At 73.6% G+C, this 22,920-nt stretch carries 17 protein-coding genes and 1 tRNA gene; 3 read left to right on the forward strand and 15 right to left on the reverse strand.

Going from position 1 to position 22,920, the window contains the following annotated elements; all coding sequences use genetic code 11:
- Nucleotides 1-139: 139 nt before the first annotated feature.
- Nucleotides 140-1,774: an MFS transporter gene (locus AC07DA_RS25355; RefSeq protein WP_479130493.1), complete on the reverse strand. Its 1,635-nt coding sequence runs from the start codon at nucleotides 1,772-1,774 to the stop codon at nucleotides 140-142.
- A 206-nt stretch (nucleotides 1,775-1,980) separates the two neighbouring features.
- Between AC07DA_RS25355 and AC07DA_RS25360 the strand changes: the two genes are divergently transcribed.
- Nucleotides 1,981-2,078, forward strand: a tRNA-OTHER gene (locus AC07DA_RS25360).
- 54 nt (nucleotides 2,079-2,132) lie between these two features.
- Here AC07DA_RS25360 and AC07DA_RS25365 read toward each other — a convergent pair.
- Nucleotides 2,133-2,621, reverse strand: coding sequence for a DUF6083 domain-containing protein (locus AC07DA_RS25365; RefSeq protein ID WP_479130494.1), 489 nt, complete (start codon nucleotides 2,619-2,621; stop codon nucleotides 2,133-2,135).
- Nucleotides 2,622-2,879: 258 nt separating this feature from the next.
- Here AC07DA_RS25365 and AC07DA_RS25370 point away from each other — a divergent pair, with 258 nt between their 5' ends.
- Nucleotides 2,880-4,082: a COG1361 family protein gene (locus AC07DA_RS25370; RefSeq protein WP_479130495.1), complete on the forward strand. Its 1,203-nt coding sequence runs from the start codon at nucleotides 2,880-2,882 to the stop codon at nucleotides 4,080-4,082.
- Between the two features lie 24 nt (nucleotides 4,083-4,106).
- On the opposite strand, the gene AC07DA_RS25375 is transcribed toward AC07DA_RS25370, so the two are convergent.
- The 11 genes from AC07DA_RS25375 to AC07DA_RS25425 all read right to left on the reverse strand — a co-directional run bounded on the left by AC07DA_RS25375 (nucleotide 4,107) and on the right by AC07DA_RS25425 (nucleotide 19,005).
- A complete protein-coding gene (locus AC07DA_RS25375; protein WP_479130496.1) occupies nucleotides 4,107-5,273 on the reverse strand; it encodes an SUKH-4 family immunity protein in 1,167 nt (388 codons plus the stop codon).
- A gap of 169 nt (nucleotides 5,274-5,442) precedes the next feature.
- Entirely contained in the window at nucleotides 5,443-5,982 is a 540-nt protein-coding gene (locus AC07DA_RS25380; RefSeq protein ID WP_479130497.1) for an AAA family ATPase, read from the reverse strand.
- Entirely contained in the window at nucleotides 5,982-8,291 is a 2,310-nt protein-coding gene (locus AC07DA_RS25385) for a xanthine dehydrogenase family protein molybdopterin-binding subunit (RefSeq protein WP_479130498.1), read from the reverse strand. Before AC07DA_RS25385 ends, AC07DA_RS25380 begins: the two co-directional genes overlap by 1 nt.
- The gene (locus AC07DA_RS25390) at nucleotides 8,288-11,206 is read right to left on the reverse strand and encodes a 2Fe-2S iron-sulfur cluster-binding protein (RefSeq protein WP_479130499.1); all 2,919 of its coding nucleotides are present in this window, start codon (nucleotides 11,204-11,206) and stop codon (nucleotides 8,288-8,290) included. The genes AC07DA_RS25385 and AC07DA_RS25390 overlap by 4 nt, the downstream gene beginning before the upstream one ends.
- Entirely contained in the window at nucleotides 11,203-12,096 is an 894-nt protein-coding gene (locus AC07DA_RS25395; protein ID WP_479130500.1) for an FAD binding domain-containing protein, read from the reverse strand. Before AC07DA_RS25395 ends, AC07DA_RS25390 begins: the two co-directional genes overlap by 4 nt.
- Nucleotides 12,097-12,355: 259 nt before the next feature.
- Complete coding sequence (locus tag AC07DA_RS25400; RefSeq protein ID WP_479130501.1) at nucleotides 12,356-14,023, reverse strand: beta-N-acetylhexosaminidase; 1,668 nt, start codon at nucleotides 14,021-14,023, stop codon at nucleotides 12,356-12,358.
- A gap of 1 nt (nucleotide 14,024) precedes the next feature.
- Nucleotides 14,025-14,870 (reverse strand): carbohydrate ABC transporter permease, encoded by an 846-nt coding sequence (locus AC07DA_RS25405; protein WP_479130502.1) that lies wholly within the window; start codon nucleotides 14,868-14,870, stop codon nucleotides 14,025-14,027.
- On the reverse strand, nucleotides 14,867-15,823 hold the full coding sequence (locus AC07DA_RS25410; RefSeq protein ID WP_479130566.1) for a carbohydrate ABC transporter permease: 957 nt from the start codon (nucleotides 15,821-15,823) through the stop codon (nucleotides 14,867-14,869). The genes AC07DA_RS25405 and AC07DA_RS25410 overlap by 4 nt, the downstream gene beginning before the upstream one ends.
- A 773-nt stretch (nucleotides 15,824-16,596) precedes the next feature.
- Nucleotides 16,597-17,895, reverse strand: coding sequence for an extracellular solute-binding protein (locus AC07DA_RS25415; RefSeq protein WP_479130503.1), 1,299 nt, complete (start codon nucleotides 17,893-17,895; stop codon nucleotides 16,597-16,599).
- A 220-nt stretch (nucleotides 17,896-18,115) separates the two neighbouring features.
- Nucleotides 18,116-18,403 carry a DUF3039 domain-containing protein gene (locus AC07DA_RS25420; RefSeq protein WP_479130504.1) on the reverse strand — a complete coding sequence of 96 codons (288 nt, stop codon included), beginning with the start codon at nucleotides 18,401-18,403 and terminating at the stop codon, nucleotides 18,116-18,118.
- 29 nt (nucleotides 18,404-18,432) lie between these two features.
- The gene (locus tag AC07DA_RS25425; RefSeq protein ID WP_479130505.1) at nucleotides 18,433-19,005 is read right to left on the reverse strand and encodes a YqgE/AlgH family protein; all 573 of its coding nucleotides are present in this window, start codon (nucleotides 19,003-19,005) and stop codon (nucleotides 18,433-18,435) included.
- Between the two features lie 252 nt (nucleotides 19,006-19,257).
- On the opposite strand from AC07DA_RS25425, the gene murA reads away from it, so the two are divergent.
- Complete coding sequence (gene murA, locus AC07DA_RS25430; protein ID WP_479130507.1) at nucleotides 19,258-20,598, forward strand: UDP-N-acetylglucosamine 1-carboxyvinyltransferase; 1,341 nt, start codon at nucleotides 19,258-19,260, stop codon at nucleotides 20,596-20,598.
- 166 nt (nucleotides 20,599-20,764) lie between these two features.
- Here murA and AC07DA_RS25435 read toward each other — a convergent pair whose 3' ends face one another.
- Both AC07DA_RS25435 and AC07DA_RS25440 read right to left on the reverse strand, forming a co-directional pair.
- Nucleotides 20,765-21,046, reverse strand: a complete 282-nt coding sequence (locus tag AC07DA_RS25435; RefSeq protein ID WP_003990598.1) for an HU family DNA-binding protein — start codon at nucleotides 21,044-21,046, stop codon at nucleotides 20,765-20,767.
- Nucleotides 21,047-21,447: 401 nt separating this feature from the next.
- On the reverse strand, nucleotides 21,448-22,881 hold the full coding sequence (locus AC07DA_RS25440; protein ID WP_479130508.1) for an NAD-dependent malic enzyme: 1,434 nt from the start codon (nucleotides 22,879-22,881) through the stop codon (nucleotides 21,448-21,450).
- Between the last annotated feature and the right edge of the window lie 39 nt (nucleotides 22,882-22,920).

A 22,920-nucleotide genomic window follows, 5' to 3' on the forward strand; every position in this document is an offset into this window, starting at 1 on the left:
AGGGCACGACGACCGGTTCTACGGTGAACAGGGCGGGCGGGGGCAGGGCCGGTGGGGGCACGGGCAGGCCGGTGGTGGCCCGACCGGGTCGCGGTCGGTGGGGCCACAGCCGGACCCACCGTGGCCACGGCCGGTGGAGCTACGGCCGGGGCCGTCGTTCCCGCAGCCGGGTGGAGACCCAGGCTCCCACCAGGGCCACCGCCGCCATCGGCAGGAACACCGCGGCGAAGGCGGCCGGGTGGGAGCCGGAGGCGTGGGTGCCGGCGTGGGAGACCGTGCCGCCGCCCAGGGCCGCGAAGGCGGCGCCGCCGGCGGACAGGAGGACGACGTTGGACAGGCCGTCGGAGATCTGCAGGGCCGCGGAGTTGCTGCCCGCCTCCTCCGGGGCGGAGAGCTTGAGCAGGAGCACGCTCGTGGAGGAGATGACCAGCCCCATGCCGAAGCAGCCGACACCCCAGGCGGCGGCCACGGTCCACACGGGCACGGAGCCGACCAGCACGCTCGGCGCCGTGGCGATGGCAGCGGCGACCAGGAGCATGCCGACGGTCGTCAACCGCTCCCGGTACGGTTCGAGCCGCGGTCGCGACTGCACCCAGGACCCCAGCGCCCACGTCCCGCCGCCCGCGGCGAGCGAGAAGCCGGCCAGGGTCGGGCTGAGCCCGCGCTGGGTGACCAGCATCAGCGGCACGAACGACTCCGCGGCGATGAACGACCCCGCGGCCACACCGCGCAGCAGTACGACGGACGGCAGCCCGCGGGCGGCCCGGTAGGTGCCGCGCGGCAGCAGTCCGAGCACGGCGGGCACGAGCAGGGCCACGCCGAGCGCGCCGGGCAGGAGCGAGCGGGGGCGCGGGTCCTGCGCGGCGTACTGGAGAAGCCCGGCACCGAGGGAAATGGCCAGGGCGAGCCGGATGCGACGGCGGTCGAAGGACGCCTTCGGGCCGCCGGCCTCGCCGGGGACACCGGCTGCGTCTCCCACGACGGCCTCACCGCGCTCACCCTGGCCACTCCCGCGGCCCCGGCGGCCCTGGCCACCCTGGCGGCCCTGGCCACCCGGGGTCCCCGGGGCATCCGGGGCATCCGGGACACCCGGGACACCCGGGTCGTCCCCGCCACCCGGCTCGGCCACGGGTCCGGACGCGCGCCGGCGTATCTGCGGCAGGGCGAAGGCGAGCGGGAGCAGGACGAGGACCGGTATGCCCACGAACACCCAGCGCCACCCGAGCCGCTCGGTCACCGTGCCGGCGGCGAGCGGGCCCACGATCGACGGCACGATCCATGCCGCCGCGAAGGCGGCCATGATCCCCGGCCGCAGCCGTTCCGGATAGGCCCGCCCGACCACCACGTACAGCGCGACGATCACCATCCCGCCGCCGAGCCCCTGCACGGCCCGCCCCAGGATGAACACCCACATCGCCCCGGCGGTCCCCGACAGCAGCAGCCCGGCGCCGAAGGAGGCGATGCCCGCCGTCAACGGCCCGAGGGGCCCGTTGCGGTCCGACCACTGCCCGGCGAACACCATCCCGAACAGGCTCGTCGTGAAGTACCCGGAGAAGGCGAAGGCGTACAGCGGGATCCCGTCCAGCTCCCGCGCGGCGACGGGCATCGCCGTACCGACGGCGGTCGCCTCGAAGGCGATGAGCAGCACGACGGAGACGATCCCGACGCTCAACGCCCGGTACCCCGGTCCCAGCACACCCTCGTCCTCCTCGGCGAGAGGGGACGGGAGGGCGGCACTCACGAGATCGGCGTCACGCGGCTTGGAGTCAGGCATGTCGGCCAGCGTAAGGTCCACGCGCTCCCTTGACCCCTGTCGCGGGACGGTCCCGGACTGAGACCTTGGTCGTACGCCGCCGCCTTCGACCACCGCCTTTCATGAACGGCGTATGGCAGTCGCATTGCACCCCGCCGGATGCCCTTGAGTCCCAGTCCGGCGGAACCGTACGGTCACCGCACCGAGTTCGAGTCGAGCCCGGACAAGGCCGTGTGCCCGAGTGGTTCAGGCGCTCGCCTGCGCCGCATCCATCAGCGAGCTCCGCTCGCGGGGAGTCACGCGGGTTCGAAGCCCGCCACGGCCTCTGCACGCAAGGCGCTCGGCGCTCCGCGGACGAGCGGAAGACGGTCCGGCGGCGTCAGCCGGCGTTCGGGAGGGGGGCCGGGGGCGTTCCGCCGGCGGCCCGTCGCCGGGCCCGGCCTGCGTTCTCCAGGCGCACCGCGTCCAGCCACCGCCACAGACCGGCCTCCTCGAGCCGCAGGCAGGGGCAGGTGATGCGGTGCGGTACGCGGCACACCGCTCCCGGCGCCGGCTCGTCGTCGCGGCTGTTCCAGGCCGTGCCGTTGGCGTCGACGTACCAGCGGTGCCAGGCGGGCACCATGTGCGCCGGTACCGGCAGGTCCGGTTCGAGCAGGACGTGCCGGCCGTAGTAGGTGACGCACCGGTCGCCCAGGAGCCCGCAGTTGGGGCAGAGCGGTGGGGCGGGCGGCTCCGGGCCGGTGGCGCCTTCCAGTGCCGCCTGGGCACGGTCGGTCTTCTCCCACGGCCGCGGCGCGCCCGGTGGCCGCTGCCGGTGTCCGTCGGGGTGGTGCAGCGGGATGATGCCCGGTTCGCCTGTGTCCCCCATGGCCCGAGCATCCGCCCGGGCGCAGAACGGGGGAAGGGCGCGTTCAGAGCGCAACAGGGGCAAGCCGTTGGGTCGTCGGGGCCCGCCGCGCGGCCCGGGAGGCGCACGACCGGCCCGACACCACTCGGAACGTGACCGAACCGGTTGCCGGCCGCACAACCCCGAGCGCCGTTCGGGTGTCCAGGACATGACCGGTAGCCGATGCTCCGGTCGTCGTGCCGTTCGGTGCGACGATCCGTCCCGACAAGGAGAACCACCGTGCACCTGCGCCCCCCGGCAGCCGTCCTGGCCGCTGCCGTGATCGCCGTCGCCGGACCCGCTGTCGCCGCGCCCGTGGCACATGCCGAGGAGGGCGAGCCGAACCTGGTCGTGTCGGCGCTTCCGGCCGCGTCCCTGGAACCGGGTGAGGTCTACGACGAGTCCGTCACGGTCACCAACAAGGGCACGGCGGCCGTGGACGGCGTCACCTTCCGGGTGCGTCTGACGCGCGGGCTGGACTTCCCCGAGCAGGTGACGGGCTGCACCTACTCGACCGTGCGGGACCAGGTCAGGCAGGCCCTGTGCGAGCTCGACGCGGTCGTCGAACCGGGCGCCTCCGTCACGGCGCCCGTCCGGTTCAAGGCGCTCGGCAAGGCCCTGATGGAGGCCGTCGAGTACGGCACGAGCGCGAGCGGGGACGCGCCGGGTGAGGGGTATGACGACAGCCACCGGCGGATGACCCTGACCGCGGACAACACCGCCGACCTCGTCGCGGTCGGCGACGACACCGAAGCCCTGGCCGGCGAGCGGCAGTCCGTCACGGCGACCCTGCGCAACGACGGCCCGGGCTGGGTGCAGAACCAGGACAGCGACGACCTGCCGGCCCTGCTGGTGCAGATACCGCCGGGCACCACCGCCGTCGAGGTGCCCAAGGACTGCGCGCCGTTCGGGATCGACGGGCCGAGCGCGCCGCAGGGCACCCCGGGCAGGCCGAAGTACGTCTGCTGGCCCGCCGACGGCACCCTGGACGTCGGCCAGTTGCTCGCCTACACCTTCCTGCTGCGGGTCGAGGAGTCCGCACAGGACACCGAGGGCAAGGTCACCGCGTCCTCCGTCTACGGCACCACCCCCGCCTACGACGGCGACCGTGCCAACAACACCGCCCTGATCCGCATCGACCTGCCGAGCGACTACGAGCCCGGACCGAGCCCGTCCGACGGCGCCGACGGTGGCGGCAACGGCGGCAACGGCAACGAGCCGGAGGGCCAGGCCGCCGGCGGCAGCGGCGCCACGGCCTCCCCCTCGGCCACGGCCCCGGCCGGCACCACCGGTGGGTCCGGCGGCACCACGGCCGGCGGCACCACCGGTGGCAGCCTCGCCGCCACCGGCTCCGACGGCACGCCGCTGCTCGCCGGTGCCGCGACGGCCGCCGCGGTGATCGGCGGCGGCCTGGTCCTCGTCGTGCGCCGCCGCGGCGCCTGACGGGTCCGCCGGACGGCGGGCCCGTCAGAGCACCCCGCCCGCCTCGTCCTGGAACGTGGTCGTCCAGTAGTGCCGGGACGAGGCCGGCGCCGTGCTGCCCGTGGGGTCGACGGTGGACAGGACCTGGAGCATCGTCATGGCCAGCTGGTCGTGCGTGCCGGCCGTCAGCTCGTGGTCCGACGCGGCGTCGATCGCCCGCTCGCGGTGCAGGAGCCAGAGCGTGAAGGCGAGCGTCGAGACGTCCGTGTTGAGCGGGTGGAGCGCCGCCTCGGCCTCGCTCCAGTCCAGGACCGCGCCCGTGGTGCCGTCGACGACCAGGCTGTGGTCCTCGACCAGGTGGCCGAGGCGTATGAGCCGGTCGGCGCCGGCGGGCAGGCGCGCCGGGGTGTCCGCGTCGGCGTGGAACTCGGCCAGGGTCGCCAGCGGGACGTCCGTGTCCAGGGAGAAGACGTGGGCGTCCTCGGGCAGGCCCACCTCGCGCAGGAAGCGGCGGGTCGGCTCGTGCGTGAGCGTCGCGGGGAAGTCGACGTCCTCGAAGCGCGCCACCTTGCCGGGGCCGAACTCCTGGTCCAGCAGGCGGTGCGGGAGGTCCAGGGAGAGGCCGGAGGCGCCGGAGCGGCCCGCGACCAGGGACAGGGGGCGGATCAGGGCCGCCATCTTCCAGAACGGGGCCGGTTCGCCGTCCGTACCGTCCCGGAAGACGGACAGCAGGTGCTGGGAGGCCTCCGCCACGGCCTGGGGGCCGAAGCGGCCCGCGTAGGAGGCGAACTGACCGCGCAGGCCCGCCAGTTCGTCCGTGGCCTCCGCGAAGCGGACCAGGGTCCGCAGCGAGGGCGCCAGGGGGCGGCGGTCCGTCGGGCCGGGGCGCTCGCGCAGGAGGAACGCCGTCGAGACCTCGCCCGTCGCGCCGTCCAGCAGGACCGCTTCGGTCTCCAGGCCCGCGGGGCCCAGGAGTCCGCCTATCACCAGCTGTTCGCGCAGCTCGGCCGCGAGCAGGCCGTCCGGGCCGGCCGTGGAGCCCGCCACCGTGCGCAGGCCGTCGCGGCGCATGTCGTCGAAGGTCAGCACCCCGCTGCCGGCCGGCAGGCCCGGTCCCGTCAGCCAGTGCCGCGTCGACGCGTGCGTCACCCACGGGTCCAGCTCGGACTCGGACAGGGTGATCACCGCGGCAGCGGCGTCGATCGTACTCATGGGCTCCCCCGCATGCGCTTGCTCCCGTCCCCCGGCGGGGCACGGCGGAACGCCCGGCCAGGCCCGGCAGCCGTCCCCCACTGACCGGAACACTACGCCCCACCACTGACAACGCCCCGGAACAGCGACGCGTGCCCGGCGAGCACGACGCGTCCGTCCCTGATGACGCTCAGAGGACCCTCGCGCGTTCCCTTCCCGCCCGAATCGCCTCGACCGTCTGCCCCACCGTCAGCTCCGAGGTGTCCAGCCACAGTCCGGTCCGCGGGGTGCGGGTGCGCAGCACCTCGTCCAGCGCCCCGACCGTCCAGCCGGCGCCGTACCCCGTCTTCGCCCGCTCCGCCTCCCGCGCGGCCACCGCCCCGGGGCGCGGCGCGAGGACGACCACGTACAGCGGGCGGGCGCGCACCAGGCCGGTGTAGGTCGTGAGGTCCTCGCCGAGCACCACGTCCTGGACGACCGCCGTGAAACCGGCCTCCGCGTACGCGTCCGCCGTCGCGGCCGAGAGCCGGTAGCGCAGGAGCAGTTGCGCCCGTGCCTCGCCGTCCGCGCCGGGGACGTACTCCTCCCGGCCGGACACGATCATGCGCCGGAACACGTCGCCGCGTACGTGCGCGGCCCTCGGCAGCGTCTCGGCCAGCGCCTGTGCCACCGTGGACTTGCCGGCCGCCATCACGCCGGTGATCAGGACGACCCCCGCCGGGAACGGCATCAGGCCCGCTCCGTGACCACCGCGGCCTGCGGGCGGATCGGCAGCCGGTTCACGGGGCGGCCCGTCGCGGCCCGTACGGCGGACGCGACGGCCGCCGGGGAGGCCACCACCGGCACCGCGCTGACCGCCTTGGCCCCGAAGGGCGCGACCACGTCCCGCTCCTCGACCAGCCGCACGATGCGGATGTCGGGCGCGTCGAGTGCGGTCGGCAGGGCGTAGCCGGTCAGGTCGGGGTGGCGGATGAGGCCGCGGGGCGTGCGCAGGTTCTCCGTGAGCGCGATGCCCACGCCCTGCGTCACGCCCGCCTCGATCCGGGCGGCCAGCTGGGCGGGGTTGAGCACCCGGCCCACGTCCTGGGCGACGGCCAGTTCCACGACCCGGACGGAACCGATCTCGATGTCGACGTCCACCACCGCGCGGATCGCGCAGAAGGCCATGCCGACGAAGGCGTCGCCCTGACCGGCCTCGTTCAGCGGCTCGGTGGGGTGGGGGCGGCACTGGGCGGTGGCCCACAGTTCCTTGCCGTCCAGCGCCTCGGTGACGGTCGTGGAGAGGACCCCGTCGTACGACGTGATCTTGCCGTCGGTGATCTGGAGCAGCTCCGTCGACATGCCGAACTTGTGCGCGAGCGGCTGGAGGAGCTGGGTGCGGACCATCTTGGCCGCGCGTTCCACCGCGCCGCCCGACACCCAGGTGTGCCGGCCGCGGCAGCCCGCGCCCGCGGGCGGCTGGTCGGTGTCGACCGGGGCCACGTGCACCTCGTCGATGCCGAGGGTCTCCTGGACGATCTGCCGGGCCAGGGTGGTGAAGCCCTGGCCGGTCTCGACGGCCGCGCACAGCACCGTCGCGACCCCGTCGTGGACCTTCACGGTCGCCGTGGAGACCTCGTCCGCGCCCTCCGCGCCGAGCATGTGCACCATGCCCACGCCGTAGCCCACGCCGCGGCGCACCGCTCCCGGTTCACCGGCGCCCTCGGGGCCGCCGGGCAGCAGCCACTCGTCCTCGGGGGTGTCCTTGGGCAGCGGCGGCAGCGGGAAGTCCCGGACGGCCTGGAGGAGTTCGGCGACCGGGGCCGGGCAGGTCACGGTCTGGCCGGTCGGCAGGACGTCGCCGGTGGCCATGGCGTTGCGCAGGCGCACCTCCGCCGGGTCGAGGCCGAGCTTCTTGGCGATCTTGTCCATCTGCGCCTCATAGGCGGCGCAGACCTGCATGGCGCCCTCGCCGCGCACGTGTCCGGACGGGGGGTTGTTGGTGCGCACGGCCCAGCCCTCGATGAAGGCGTTCGGAACGACGTACGGGCCGCAGGCGAAGGCGACGGCGGCGGCCAGGGCGTCGCCGGAGGTGTCGGCGTAGGCGCCCGCGTCGAGCAGGATCTGCGCCTCGACCTTGACGACTCTGCCCTCGCCGTCGGCGTGGTGCCGGTAGCGCAGGAGGGTGGGGTGCCGGTGGGCGTGGCCGAGGAAGGACTCCTCGCGCGTGGCGGTGAGCTTCACCGGGCAGCCGGTGCGCAGGGCCAGCAGCCCGAGCGGCAGCTGGAAGCCCTGGTCCTCGCGGTCGGCGGTGGCGCCGGGCACACCGGTGACGACGATCTTGACCCGCTCGGGTTCCAGGCCGAACGCGGCGGCGGCCGCGTCCCGGTCGGCGTGCGGATCGGTGGAGGCGAGGTACAGCTCCACGCCGCCGTCCGGGCGCGGGACGGCCAGGCCGGCCTCGGCGCCGATGGGCGCGGGGTCCTGGCGGCCGATGCGGTACAGCCCCTCGACGACGATCTCGCCGGACGCCTGCGGGTCGCCGTGGTGCAGCGGGATGTGCCGGATCAGGTTGCCGTCGGGGTGCAGCGGCTCGGCCTCGAAGGCCTGCTCCGGGTCGGTCACCGGGTCGAGCACCTCGTACTCGACGATGACGGCGGCCGCCGCCATGCGCGCGGTGTCCGGGTGGTCGGCGGCCACGGCGGCGATGGGCTCGCCGTGGTGGCGCACGACCTCGGAGGCGAAGACGGGACGGTCGGCCTTGCCGCGGCCGTGCAACGGACTGCCGGGGACGTCCTCGTGCGTGACGACGGCACGGACGCCGGGCATCTCGCGCGCGTGGGTGGTGTCGATGGAGACGATGCGCGCGCGCGGGTGCGGGGAGCGCAGCACGGCCGCCCACAGCAGGCCCTCGGCCCACAGGTCGGCGGCGTACGGGAAGGTGCCCTCCGTCTTGGCGCGGGCGTCGGCGGCCGGGAGGGAGGCGCCGAGGCCGTGCGGCAGGGGGTCGGGTGCGGGGGCGGCCTCCGCGGCCTGCGCGGTGGCTGCTTCGTTGCTCACGCCTGGCCTCCGTCCTGGCCGTAGGGCTGGTCATGCGGTTCCGGGGAGTGCGGTTCGGGCCCGTGCGGTTCCGGGGGCGCTCCGAAGGCCGACGCGTTCACGCCACCCGCGCCCGGGCCCGCCTGGTGCGGGATCCGGGGCTCCTCGCCGTCGCCCTCGCCCGGGGCGGCGTGCGCCTCGCGCTCGGCGACGACCTCCTTGACGGCGTCCACCACGCCCCGGTAGCCGGAGCAGCGGCACAGGTTGCCGCACAGGGCCTGGCGGGTCTCCAGCTCGGTGGGGGCCGGGTTGCCCTCCAGCAGGTCGTGGACGGTCATCGCCATACCGGGGATGCAGAAGCCGCACTGCACGGCGCCGCAGCGCGCGAGCGCCCGCTGCACGTCGGACGGGTGGCCGTCCTCGGCCAGGCCCTCGACGGTGCGGACCTCGCTGCCGGCGGCGGTCACGGCCGGGACCAGGCAGGACGCGACGAGCCGTCCGTCGACCTGGACGTTGCACGCCCCGCACTCGCCCTGCGAGCAGCCGTCCTTGGCGCCGGCGAGTCCGAGCCGCTCGCGCAGCACGTACAGCAGGGACTCCCCGATCCACGCGTCGGTCACCGGGCGCTCGGCGCCGTTGACGCGCAGGACGTAGGAGGCGAGGGGGTGTTCCTCCCGCGGTGCGGCGGGCGCGGCGGCAGGGTCGTCCGGACCGCCGGCCGCGGCGGGGGCGTCATCCGGGCTGTCGACGGCGTCCCCGGGAGTCGCGTCCTCGGCGGTCGCGTGTCCGGCAGTCGCACGGCCGGACGCTGCTTCGTCCTGCGTCCCGCCGTGGGCGGACGGTTCGCCGGCGGCCCCGGGTCCGGCCTGCGTGTCCGCCAGGCCGGGGAGCGGCCCGGCCGCGGCCTCGGCGGGCCCGTCGGCGCCGCCCCCGCCTTCAACGTCCCCCGGGGCGCCTTCCGCTCCCTCGGCGTCCGCGCGCGGCTCACCGGTGCCGGTGGCGCGCTGCGCGGCCTCCTGGGGGGCCTGGTCGCTGCTGTCGGCCGCCACGTCCCCTTCGGGCACGGCACCGGCCCCCTCGGGGGCGTCCCCGGGGTGCTCGGCGTAGGGCTGGGCGGACTCGGGGTCGGTGGAGGGCTGCTCGGGGTCCGGGCGGCCGGGCGCGTGAGCGGCGGGGCCGGACGGGTCCGGGGCGTGACCGGGCACGCCGGTCCCATCCGGATGGCCCGGCGCGTGTCCGGGTACGTCAGCCCGCTCGGTCCGGCGAGCGGGTGCGTCTGCGTGGCCCGGTTCGTGGCCGGGCACGCCCGCCTGCTCCGGTCCCTGACCGGACTCGTGGGCCCCCTCCGACGCGTGGCCGGGGGAACCCGACGACGACGCCTCCTGGTCGCCACGGCCCGAGGGCACTCGCCCGTGGTCGGCGTAACCCGAGGGGTCCTGCACGTGGTGGGCGAGGACCGAGGGGTCCTGCGGGTGACCGGCATGGCCCGAGGGGTCCTGCGGGTGACCGGCGAAGTCCGGGGCCTCCGGCGCGTGGTCGGCGAATCCGGACCGCTCCGGACCCTGCCCGGCGGTGTCCGCCCGGCCCGATCCCTCGGCGGCACCCTGATGCTCCAGCTCCGCGGCGGCGTCGGCGTGGCCCGGGGACTGCGGCCCGGGGGCCGCGAAACCGGACCGCTCCGGCCCGTGGCCGGGCGCCGACGGCTCGCCGGCGTGACCGGGCGCCGACGGCTGACCGGGTGCCGCGTGCTCGTCCGGGCCCGTCCCGTGCGGCAGGTGGGTCGCGTGCCCCGGGCCGGTCTCCTGCGGCAGGGGCCCGGCAGGAGCGTGCTCCTGGGCGCGGACGCCCCGCGTGCCCCCGTCCGTCGCGTATCCGGAGGCGGATCCCGTGTCCTCCGGCCGGCCGGACCCGTGGCCCTGCCCGGGCGGGAGACCGTGTCCCTGCCCGGACCCATGCCCCTGGCCCTGGCTTTGGCCCAAGTCCTGCCGGTGGTCCTGCTCGGTCCCGAGCCCCTGCGTGTGCTCGGTGCCGTGTCCATGGCCCTGCTCGGTCCCGTGCCCATGGCTCTGCCCGGCCCCGTGCCGGTGCCCCGGGTCGTGGCCGTGCGACGGGTCGGCCGGGTGTCCCTGGTCCTGCCCGGGCCCGTGGTGGTGTCCGGCATCCTGCTGGTGTCCAGGGCCCTGCTGCTGTCCAGGGCCCTGCTCGTACCCCTGCTCCGGCTCGGCCCCCTGCGGGTACGCCCCGGTGCGGTCCTGTTCCGCCGTGTCCTGCCCGGGCTGCTGCCCCCACGGCCGGCCGGTCGCCTGGGTCGCCCACGGGGCGGGCGCGCCGCCCGGGAGCGTGGCCGGCGGGGTGCCGCCCCACTGCTCGACCAGCGACGACGTCGTGAACTCGCCCGACTCGTCCGGCAGGTCTCCCCCGGCGACGGGGATGGACCACTGCCCGGTCACGTCATGGCCGGGCGCGGGCTGCGCCGGTGCGGACTCCTCGAAGTGCCACTGCCCGGTGACGCCCGGGTCGTACGTGAAGCGGTCGTCCGCGCCGTGCCCGCCCGGCGCCGTGCCGGAACCGTACGGCGGCGTGCCGTAGGGCGCCTCTGAGCCGCCGTACGGCTGCTCGCCGGCGTCGTGGCCCTGCTGGTGCGCCGCGTGCGGGTCGTGCCACTGGGCGCCGTCGACGGGCGCGCCGGGCACCGGCCAGGTGCCCGTGGCCGCCGGGTCGGTGCCCGCGGTCGTGGCGGGGGCGACCGTTATCTGCGGCGGTACGTAGCCGTGGCCCGGCGCGGCGAGCGGGCTGTCGGCGGCCAGCAGGGCGTCGACGCCCCCCTCGGGCAGTTCGACGAAGGCGGTGGCGCCGTCGTCGTACTCGCCCTGGGGCAGCGGGTCCCAGCGGCTCCCGCCCCGGGGCATGCCCTCTCCGTGCTGGTCGTCGGTCACGACAGCGCCCTCCCCAGTGCTCGTCGGGCCAGCGCGGCGACGGTGCGCCGCAGGTGCAGTACGGCGGGCGGGAGCTGTGGGACGGTGCCGTCCTCGCCCGGGGCCGCGTCGGGGATGCAGGCCGCGGCGACGTACTCCCCGAAGGCGTTGAGGGCTTCGGGGACGAGTGTGCGGCTGTTGTCCCAGTCGATGAGCCGGCCGACCCACTGCTCGGCCTCCAGGGGGCGCAGCGGCATCGGCGCTATGGCGCCCACCGCGCAGCGCACGCCCCGGCGCGCGGGGTCCAGGACCAGCGCCACGGAGGCGACCGCCCTGCCCGGGCCGGTGCGGCCGGTGGCCTTCAGGAAGACCTGCGGGGCGTGCAGCAGGGGCACGCGCACGTAGCCGATGAGTTCGCCGGCGCGCAGCATGTCCATCCCGGCGAGCAGGTGCGACACCGGGATCTCCCGGCGGGCTCCGGCCGGGCCCGCGATGATCAGGGTCGCCTCCAGGGCGGCCAGCACCGGCAGCGCGTCGCCGGTGGGGGCGGCCGAGGCGATGTTGCCGCCCAGAGTGCCCGCGTTGCGGATGTGCGGCGGGCCAGCGGCGCGCGCGGCGGCGGCGAGCGCCGGGATGAGGGCCGCGAAGTCGGGGCGGCCCATGCGCGCGTGCGTGAGCCCGGCGCCCAGCAGCGCGTGGCCGTCCTGGTACTGCCAGCCGCGGATCTCGCTGATCCGGCCGAGGCCCACGAGCGCGGCGGGCCTGAGCTGCCCGGAGTTGACGGCGGCCATCAGGTCGGTGCCGCCCGCGACGGGCACGGCGGCGGGCACGGCGGTGAGTGCCGCGACGGCCTCGTCCAGCGTCGTGGGCAGCGTGACGGCCTGCGCCGCCTGCGGTGCGTGCGTGGTCAAACCGGCTGCCCCTTCCCGCTGCCCCACCTGGTCCCACCTGTGCTGCCGTACGGTACGTGCTGACAGGGCGGACGTGGCAACTCTGGCACATCTTGGCGAGAGCCGAAGACACGGGTCCGCTAGGAGGCATTCGCCCACCTCACCGGGGAGATGGTCCGTTTTCGCACAGGTTCACCAATGCGTGCCGATTGGCACTTTGGGTGACCCTTGTACGCTTTTTCCGTGGCCTGTTCGAGCTGTTCGGTAGCGGCGGCCGGTGTCACCGGCGGGGCGGCGGACCGTCGATCGGGCGGCCGAGCACCCCGGGCCGCCGCTGCCACGGCAGCGGGCCGGCGGGTGGCCGGTAAGCGACGCCGAGGGCGTCGAGCCGTCGGTAGTGGGCGGCCATCCGGCGCTCGAACCCGTCGAAGTCCCGTTCCGCGGGGGCGGGCAGGGCGCTCCAGGCGACCTCGGCGAAGGCGGCCAGCCGGGGGAACGCCTGGTAGTCCACGCGCGCCTGGTCCTCCATCACCTCGGTCCACAGGTTGGCCTGGGTGCCCAGCACGTGCCGGGCCTCCTCCGGCGTCAGCTCCGGGGGAACGGGCTCGAACCGGTAGACGTCCTCCAGGGTGCGCACCCACCCGATCGGTACCGGCTCGTCGGGGCCGGGCGCCTGACGGTGGTCCAGATACACCTGCTGCTCGGGGCACATGACGACGTCGTGGCCGGCCCGGGCGGCGGCGATGCCTCCGGCGTAGCCGCGCCAGGAGGACACGGCCGCGCCCTCGGCCAGGCCGCCCTCCAGGATCTCGTCCCAGCCGATCAGCCGGCGCCCGCGCGCGGCGAGCCAGATGTCGAAGTGCCGGACGAACCAGGACTGGAGCTCGTCCTCGTCCGCGAGCCCGAGTTCCCGGATGCGCGCCTGGGCGGCCGCGGACCGCCGCCACTGCTCCTTGGGGCACTCGTCGCCGCCGATGTGGACGAACTCCGAGGGGAACAGGTCCAGTACCTCCTCGAAGACGCCCTCGTAGAAGCGCAGGGTGGTGTCAGTGGGGGCGAGTACGTTCGGGTTGATTCCCCAGGTGTCCCAGACGGAGAGCGCGGAGGTGTCGATGACGTCGGTGTTGCCCAGTTCCGGGTACGCGGCGATGGCGGCCTGCGAGTGCCCGGGTACGTCGATTTCGGGGACGACGGTGATATGCCGCTCGGCGGCGTAGGCGACGATCTCCCGGATGTCGTCCTGGGTGTAGTAGCCGCCGTGCGGCTTCTCCTCCCACAAAGGGGAGGCCCGGTGGCCGGTTTTGGTCCGGGCCCGCCAGGAGCCGATCTCCGTCAGCCGCGGGTGCCGCCGGATCTCGATGCGCCAGCCCTGGTCGTCCGTCAGATGGAAGTGGAACACGTTGAGTTTGTGCGCCGCCATCAGATCGAGGTAGCGCAGGACGCCTTCCTTGGGCGTGAAGTGCCGGGCGACGTCGAGCATCAGGCCGCGCCAGCGGAATCGGGGAGCGTCCTCGACGGTGACGGCGGGCACGTCCCAGGCCCGTTTCCCGGACACCGGGGCCCGGCGGAAGGCCTCGGGGCCGAGGAGCTGCCGGAAGGTCTGCGCGCCCCAGAACAGGCCCGCGGCGCTCCCGCCTTCGATGAGGACCCGGTCGGCGCCGACCGCGAGGCGGTACGCCTCGGGCCCGCCGAGGCCGGGCCGGACGCGCAGGCGGAGACGGCCCGCCCCGCCGGTGTCGCCGGTGTGCGGGTCCAGCGGCAGGCCGGTCGCCGCGCCCACGGTCGCCCGCAGCCACCGCGCGACCTGCCCGGCGCCGGGGCCCGCCTCGACGCCGGTGTCCGCGTCGAGGACGAACCCCGGTCCGTCGGCGGTGCCGATGCGCAGGGGCGCCGGAATCAGGTCCGCGACAGGGGTCGCGCCGGACGGAGTTACGCCGAAAGGAGTCACGTCAGTCCTTCACCGCTCCGCCCAGTCCGGAGACCAGGCGCCGCTGTACGAGTACGAAGAAGACCAGCACCGGAATCGTCATCACCGTGGAAGCGGCCATGACCCCGCCCCAGTCGGGGTCGTCGGGCTTGTAGAAGACCAGCAGTGCCATCGGCAGCGTCGACTGGGAAGTGTCGCTGATGATGAACGACTTGGCGAACAGGAAGTCGTTCCAGGCGGAGATGAAGGAGAACACGCTGGTGGCCACGAGACCCGGCAGGACCAGGGGGAAAAGGATCTGCCAGAGGAATCGCGCCCGGCTCGCCCCGTCGATGTAGGCGGCCTCCTCCAGCGCCTCCGGAACGGCTTTCACGAACCCCCGCAGCATCCAGATCGCGAAGGGCAGCGAGAAGGCGATGTGAGGCAGGATCAGCGCACCCAGCGTGTTCAGCTGACCGGCGTCCCGCATGAGGAAGAACAGGGGGATCGTGAGGGCTTCCACGGGCACCATCTGGGCCACCAGAAACATGATCAGCAAGGTGGTCCGCAGGCGGAAACGGAATCGTGTCACGGCGGTCGCGGCGAGAAACGCGATCAGCGCGGAGGCGATCACGACACTGCCCGCGACGACGAGGCTGTTGAGGAAGTAGCGGCCGAATTCCTGTTGCCCGAAGACGCGCCGGAAGGATTCCAGGGAGGGCGCGAGCGTCCACGGCCTGGGCTCGCTGGACTCGATCTCCCCGGCCGGTTTGAAGGCGCCGAGCACCATCCAGTAGAGGGGGAAGGCGACGACGAGGGCGATCAGCAGCGCCGAGGCCTCGGCGGCCAGCCGGCCCGGGCGGCGCACGCGGGCGCGAAGAAGATTCACAGTTCCTCCCCCTGCCGGCGCAGCAGCCGCAGGTACACGAGGGTGACGGCGAGCAGGATCAGCAGCATCACGACGCCGATCGCGGAGCCGAGGCCGTACTGCGAGGACGCGAAGGCCTGCTGGTAGGCGTAGACGTTGAGGACCAGGTTCTGGCCGGCGATGCCGCCGCCGTTCGTCATGACGTAGATCTGTGTGAAGACCTTGAAGTCCCAGATGACCGACTGGATCGTGACGACGACCAGGATCGGCCGGAGCATCGGGGCGAGGACGGAGCGCCAGATCCGCCACTGCGAGGCGCCGTCGAGGGAGGCGGCCTCCAGCACTTCGGCGGGTACGGCGCGGATGCCGGCGTAGACGGTCACCATCACGAACGGGAAGGAGCACCACACCACTTCGAGCAGGACGAGGAAGAAGGCGCTGATCCGGCCGTACGTCCACGAGTGGTCACCGAGGCCGAGCATCCGGTTGACCGGGCCGAAGTCCGGGTCGAAGAGGAACAGCCACACCGTCGAGCCGGTCACGGCCGGGGTCGCCCACGCGCCGAGCGCGGCGAGCATCAGCGCCAGGCGCGGTACGGCGCGCACGCGGGTCAGCAGCACGGCCAGGGCGCATCCGGCCACGAGTGTGGAGACGACGCAGGCAGCGGCGAACAGCACGGTGGCGAGCAGCACCTGCCAGAACTGCGGGTCCCCGAACAGTGCGGCGTAGTTCCCGAACCCCTCGAAGGTGGCCGGCTCCCCGCCGCTGACCTGCGCCTGCGTGTACTGGAAGAGGGAGATCAGCCCGAGCTGGTAGATCGGGTAGACGAGCAGCCCGCCGAGCACGACGAGCGCGGGTGCGAGGTAGAGCCAGGGTGTCCACCCGCCCGACACGAGCGGCGAGGAACCGCCCGTACGCCGACGCCCCCCTCCCTCCGCCGACCGCCCCGCCGCACCACGAACCTCGCCGACCACCCCGGCCACGGCGAACTCGCCCTTGGCGGACCCGCCCACGCCGGATCCGACCTCGGCGGACCCACCCAGGCCGGATCCGACCTCGGCGAACCCGCCCAGGCCGGATCCGACCTCGGCGAACCCGCCTACGACGGGTTCGGGTCGGCCGGACCCACCCACAGGGGAAACCGGCCCGGCGGACACCATCGCCACGGGACCGGGCCCGCCGGATCCACCCACGGCACAATCCAGCCGGGCGGACGCTACCGCGGCGGGGTCAGCCTCAGCGGACCCGCCCACGTCGGCCGACGCCACCGCGGTGGGGTCGGACTCGGCGGACCCGCCCACGCCGGTATTGGGCCCGTCGGACCCATCCACACGGGAAACCGGCCCGGCGGACACCACCGCGACGGGGTCAGGCTCGGCGGCCCGGGTCGCGGCGGGCCCGCTCACGGCGGGATCGGGCCCGGTGGCTCCAGCCACTACCGGATCGGGGGAGCGGCCCGAAGGTGGTCCGACCGGCGCGGCGATCGGCGCCGTGGGGCGGCGGGCGAGCGAGCCGGGCTCGGAGCCGCCCGGGCCGGCTCCCGGGCGGTCACCTTCCTCGTCACTGACCGGGACGTCTCCCACCGGCCCGGCCCCGGCCCGCTCGCCCCCGCCCACGGCGGCCCCGTGCGCGGCCGGCCCGGCCGTCCCGGTCGTCGTCGCGTCCTGTCCCGCCGGGTCCGCGGCGGCCGCACCGGCCGGGTCGGCCGCCGCCCGCTCCCACCGGTCGTTCATCCCGCTCATCCCGCTCATCCCGCGGAGCCGAACGCCGCGTCCATCTTCTTCGCGGCGTCCCCGGAGGCCCGGGCCACGTCCTTCCGGCCGCTGATGATCTCCTGGAACATGGTCGGCAGGACGAGCTGGGAGTCGATCTGGGCCCAGGCGGGGGACGCGGGGACGAACTTGGTGCCGGCCGAGAGGGTCTCGACGAAGGGCTTCACGAAGGGTTCCTCGCGGGCGACCTGTTGGCGGACGTCCGTGAAGGTCGGCAGGAAGCCCATCGCGTCGAAGAGTTCGGCCTGGGTCCTCTTCGACGCGAGCCGCTGCATCAGCTGCACGGCGAGCGTGCGGTGCGAGGTGCTCTTCAGGACGCCGATGTTGTTGCCGCCGGCGAAGGCGGGAGCGATCGAGCCGGGCTTCACCCCCGGCAGCGGGACGACGGCGTACTTGCCCTTGACCTTGCCGGCCTCGACGGCGGTGTGGCTGAAGTCGCCGCCGATCGCCATGCCGGCCTTGCCCGCGGCGAACGCGGAGATCGTGTCGTTGCCGCCCATGCCCGCGCACTTGGCGGCCGGGCAGTTGTCGTCGCCGAAGAGGGAGGTGTACGCCTTGATGCCCTTGCGGGCCTCGGGGCTGTCGATGCCGGACGCGTACGTGCCGCCCTCCTCGCGTGCGATCTCACCGCCGTTGGCCCACACGAACGGCATCGCCCCGTAGGTGTAGGCGCCGCCGACGACCAGGCCGTACAGCTCCGGCTTGGCCTTGCGTATCTCTCGGGCGGTGGAGGCGAGTTCGGCCATCGTCCTCGGGACGGACAGGCCGAGCTCCTCGAACACGTCCGTGCGGTAGTACAGGGCGCGCACGCCCACGTAGAAGGGCGCGCCGTAGACCTTGCCGTCCACGGTGACCGACTGCCGCGCGGTCGGGTCGGTGTCCTTCGCCTCGGTCCAGTCGCCGAACTCCTCCGTGACGTCGAGGAGTCCGCCGTCCTTCACGTATCCGGCCGTGTCGGTGTTGCCGTACTCCATGACGTCCGGGGCGGAGGCGGGGTCGTTGAAGGCGGCCTTGACGCGCTGGGCGCGGGTGTCGATGGGGATGTACTCGACGCTGACCTCGGTGCCCTCGTGGGCCTTCTCGAAGTCGGCGACGACCGCGTCGACGACCTTCTCCTTGGGGGTGTTGCCGACCTCCTGGAAGAGCCACACGCGCAGCGTGCCGGTCTTCTCGTCCTTGTCGGAGGAGGTGTTGCCGGAGGTCTGGGGGGCGCAGGCGGTGGCCAGGAGGGCGGCGAGCGCGCTGAGGCCGACGAGACGGACGGACAGCTTCATGGAGTGCTCCTCCGAGAGGGTGTTGCAACATGCGCAATGAAGGTTTCGCTGTGCACAACACCTCGGAGGCTAAGGACTGCATGAACACGCCGACAAGAGGTCTCAACCACTCTGTGACCGGCGGACGCACCCCGTGCAACGCCCGGACAGCACAAAAGCCTCCAGGGCGCACAAAACGCACCCTGGAGGCTTTACGCCGCGCGGACCGGGCCTGCGCGGCCTACTTGTCGCCCTTGCCGCTGCCCTTGTCGTCGCCGCCGGAGCCCATGGACTCGTAGATCTCCTTGCACATGGGACACACGGGGTACTTCTTCGGGTCGCGGCCCGGAACCCAGACCTTGCCGCACAGCGCCACGACGGGGGTGCCGTCGAGGGCGCTCGCCATGATCTTGTCCTTCTGGACGTAATGGGCGAAGCGCTCGTGGTCACCGTCACCGTGGGAGGTCTGCGGCGTCGGCTCTACGAGGGTCCCCGTACCAGTCCCGCGCTCGGGCTCGAGAGTGCTCATAGGCCCAAGGGTACTGAAGCTCACACGCATCAGTTGAGCGAAGGGTCGTCGGGGTACGTCGCCACCATCGCCAGCTCGTTGCGCTGGCGGCGCAGCACCTCGCGCCACAGCCGCTCCGGGGACGGTGAGGACACGTCGCCGGGCTCGGACTCGACGACGTACCAGGCGCCGTCGGCCAGCTCGTCCTCCAGCTGGCCCGGGCCCCAGCCGGCGTACCCCGCGAAGATCCGCAGCGAGCCGAGGGCCGAGGCCAGCAGCTCCGGCGGGGCCTCCAGGTCCACCAGGCCGATGGCGCCGTGCACCCGGCGCCAGCCCAGCGGGGCGGCCTCCCCGGCCGCGCCGCCGGGGACGACGGCGACCCCGAGGGCCGAGTCCAGCGACACCGGGCCGCCCTGGAAGACCACGCCGGGCTCGACGGCGAGATCCCCCCAGCCCTCCAGGATGTCGCCCACGTCCACCGGGGTGGGGCGGTTGAGGACGACACCGAGGGAGCCCTCCTCGTCGTGGTCGAGGAGCAGCACCACCGCGCGGTCGAAGTTCGGGTCCGCCAGGGCGGGTGTGGCCACGAGCAACCGCCCTGTGAGCGAGGACACCTCGGTCATGCCAGACATGATCCCGCATCTTCCCTCTCCGTGGGGAGCGATGCGGGCGTCCGGAGTGCGCGCAGCTCAGGGCGCACCGGTGCGCCCCGAGCGCACGAAGGTGATCGTGACCCCACGTGCCCGGCACGGAACGGTTCGTGTTGTGACAGAGCTATGACGTGGCTGGGTCCGACTCAGGCTTACAGAAGGGGGGTGGAGGGCGATTACCCTTTCCCTCCTGGCCCCTGCCCGACTCCACGGAACGCGAGATTCATGACCGTCAACGACGATGTCCTGCTTGTCCACGGCGGAACCCCGCTGGAGGGCGAGATCCGTGTCCGCGGTGCGAAGAACCTCGTACCGAAGGCCATGGTGGCGGCGCTGCTCGGCAGCGCTCCGAGCCGGCTGCGCAATGTTCCGGACATCCGCGACGTGCGAGTCGTACGGGGTCTGCTGCAGCTGCACGGTGTGACGGTCCGTCCGGGTGACGCCCCCGGCGAACTGGTGATGGACCCGACGCGCGTGGAGAGCGCGAACGTCGCTGACATCGATGCCCACGCCGGTTCCAGCCGAATCCCGATCCTGTTCTGCGGCCCGCTGCTGCACCGCCTCGGCCACGCCTTCATCCCCGGCCTGGGCGGCTGCGACATCGGCGGCCGGCCGATCGACTTCCACTTCGAGGTGCTGCGGCAGTTCGGCGCGAAGATCGAGAAGCGGGCGGACGGCCAGTACCTGGAGGCGCCCCGGCGGCTGCGCGGCACGAAGATCCGGCTCCCGTACCCGTCCGTCGGCGCGACCGAGCAGGTGCTGCTGACGGCCGTCCTCGCCGAGGGCGTCACGGAGTTGTCCAACGCGGCCGTCGAGCCGGAGATCGAGGACCTCATCTGCGTGCTGCAGAAGATGGGCGCGATCATCGCGATGGACACCGACCGGACCATCCGCATCACCGGTGTGGACCAGCTCGGCGGCTACAACCACCGCGCCCTGCCGGACCGGCTGGAGGCCGCGTCCTGGGCGTCGGCGGCGCTGGCGACCGAGGGCAACATCTACGTCCGCGGCGCGCAGCAGCGGTCGATGATGACGTTCCTGAACACCTACCGGAAGGTGGGCGGTGCCTTCGAGATCGACGACGAGGGCATCCGCTTCTGGCACCCCGGCGGGCAGCTGAAGTCCATCGCGCTGGAGACGGACGTCCACCCGGGCTTCCAGACCGACTGGCAGCAGCCCCTGGTGGTCGCCCTGACGCAGGCCACGGGTCTGTCGATCATCCACGAGACGGTCTACGAGTCCCGCCTGGGCTTCACGTCCGCGCTGAACCAGATGGGCGCGCACATCCAGCTCTACCGCGAGTGCCTGGGCGGCTCCGACTGCCGCTTCGGCCAGCGCAACTTCCTGCACTCGGCGGTCGTCTCCGGCCCCACCAGGCTCCAGGGCGCCGACCTGGTCATCCCCGACCTGCGCGGCGGCTTCTCGTACCTCATCGCGGCCCTGGCGGCCCAGGGCACGTCCCGGGTCCACGGCATCGGCCTGATCAACCGCGGCTACGAGAACTTCATGGAGAAGCTCGTCGAGCTCGGCGCGAAGGTCGAACTGCCGGGCAAGGCGCTCGGCTAGTCCCGCGAGGCCCGTACACGCCGAGGGGCGGCCACCTGGTCCAGGTGGCCGCCCCTCGGCATTTCACGCGGCTCTCGGCGGGCTCACGCGCCCCGAAGGGGCGCGGGGAACTGCGCGACCAGCCACAGGCGGCCCGCAGTTGCCCACGGCGCACGCGACGGAACGCTTACTTGCCCTTGGCGGCTTCCTTGAGCTTCGAACCCGCGGAGACCTTCACGCTGTAGCCGGCCGGGATCTGGATGGGCTCGCCGGTCTGCGGGTTGCGGGCGGTGCGAGCGGCACGGTGGGTGCGCTCGAAGGTCAGGAAGCCGGGGATGGTGACCTTCTCGTCCCCCTTGGAGACGATGTCGCCGACGACGTCGGCGAACGCGGCCAGCACGGCGTCGGCGTCCTTGCGGGTCACCTCGGCGCGGTCGGCCAGCGCGGCCACCAGCTCACTGCGGTTCATGTTGTTACTCCCGTGTTCATCTTGCCGTTGAGGCGTCAGATCGAAGCCGATGCTGCCAGGGTCCTCGATGAGTCCCCGGACCCGGGTCCGTCGTCAGACCCTCGCGCCCAGGGACGCATCCTGCCCCTACCTGCGGCGGGAAAGCCAATCCGGCACCCGCAGGAGTCGTGAGAACACCCTTGGGGAGTCACACGAAAAGAGGGCCTGAGCCTGGCCGCCACGATAGCTCCGCTGCTGACGGGGGTCGTGCGACGCGCCGGTCTCCCGGCCGCCGTGGGCTTGCTCACAGTCCGGGGACAGCCCGCCCCGGGGCCGCTCACCAGGCCCCGGACCAACCGTCCCGGACCGCTCACAGGGCCCAGGACGGCCCCCTCACCACACGGCCGTGGACGTCCCCGTCCTCACACCGCGGACGGGCTGCTCGCCGTCGCGCCGGCCGCCTTGGCCGCCTCGCGCACCGCACCGGCCACCGCGCCCGCGACCTTGTCGTTGAAGACGCTCGGGACGATGTAGTTCGGGTTGAGCTCGTCCTCGGTCACCACGTTCGCGAGGGCGGTCGCGGCGGCCAGCATCATCTCCGTGTTGACCGTGCGGGACTGCGCGTCCAGCAGACCGCGGAAGACGCCCGGGAAGACCAGCACGTTGTTGATCTGGTTCGGGAAGTCGGAGCGGCCCGTGGCCACAACGGCCGCGGTCTGGCGGGCGATTGCCGGGTCGACCTCGGGATCGGGGTTCGCGAGCGCGAACACGATGGCGTCCTCGGCCATGGCGGCCACGTCGTCGCCGTCGAGGACGTTCGGGGCGGAGACGCCGATGAAGACGTCGGCGCCGCGCACGGCCTCCTTGAGCGTGCCGGTCAGGCCCTCGGGGTTGGTGTTGTCGGCGATCCAGCGCAGCGCCGAGCCGGGGGCCGCGTCGACCAGGTCCTCGCGGCCGGCGTGCACCACGCCGTGGATGTCGGCGACGACGGCGTTCTTCACTCCGGCGGCGAGCAGCAGTTTGAGGATGGCCGTACCGGCCGCGCCGGCGCCGGACATCACGACGCGGATGTTCTCGATCGCCTTGCCCGCGACGCGCAGCGCGTTGGTGAGGGCGGCCAGGACGACGATCGCGGTGCCGTGCTGGTCGTCGTGGAAGACGGGGATGTCCAGGGCCTCGCGCAGCCGGGCCTCGATCTCGAAGCAGCGCGGGGCGGAGATGTCCTCCAGGTTGATGCCCGCGAAGCCCGGGGCGATCGCCTTGACGATCTCGACGATCGCGTCGGTGTCCTGGGTGTCGAGGCAGATCGGCCAGGCGTCGATGCCGGCGAACCGCTTGAACAGCGCGGCCTTGCCCTCCATGACCGGCAGCGCGGCCTTGGGGCCGATGTTGCCCAGGCCCAGCACGGCGGAACCGTCCGTCACGACCGCAACGGAGTTGCGCTTGATGGTGAGGCGGCGGGCGTCCTCGGGGTTCTCGGCGATCGCCATGCAGACGCGGGCCACGCCCGGCGTGTAGACCATGGAGAGGTCGTCACGGTTGCGGATGGGGTGCTTCGACGCCATCTCGATCTTGCCGCCGAGGTGCATGAGGAAGGTCCGGTCCGAGACCTTGCCCAGGGTGACGCCCTCGATGCGGCGGAGCTCCTCGACGATCTCGTCCGCGTGCGCGGTCGACGAGGCCGCGATCGTGACGTCGATGCGGAGCTTCTCGTGACCGGACGCGGTGACGTCGAGGCCGGTCACCGAGCCTCCGGAGGACTCCACGGCGGCGGTGAGCTGCGAGACGGCGGTTCCGCTCGCGGGCACCTCCAGCCGGACCGTCATCGAGTAGGAGACGCTGGGCGCCGTTGCCATGGCCGACTTCCTCTGCTTTCACCTGACGCTGAGTTGTGC

Source organism: Streptomyces sp. NPDC044921 (assembly GCF_056432865.1).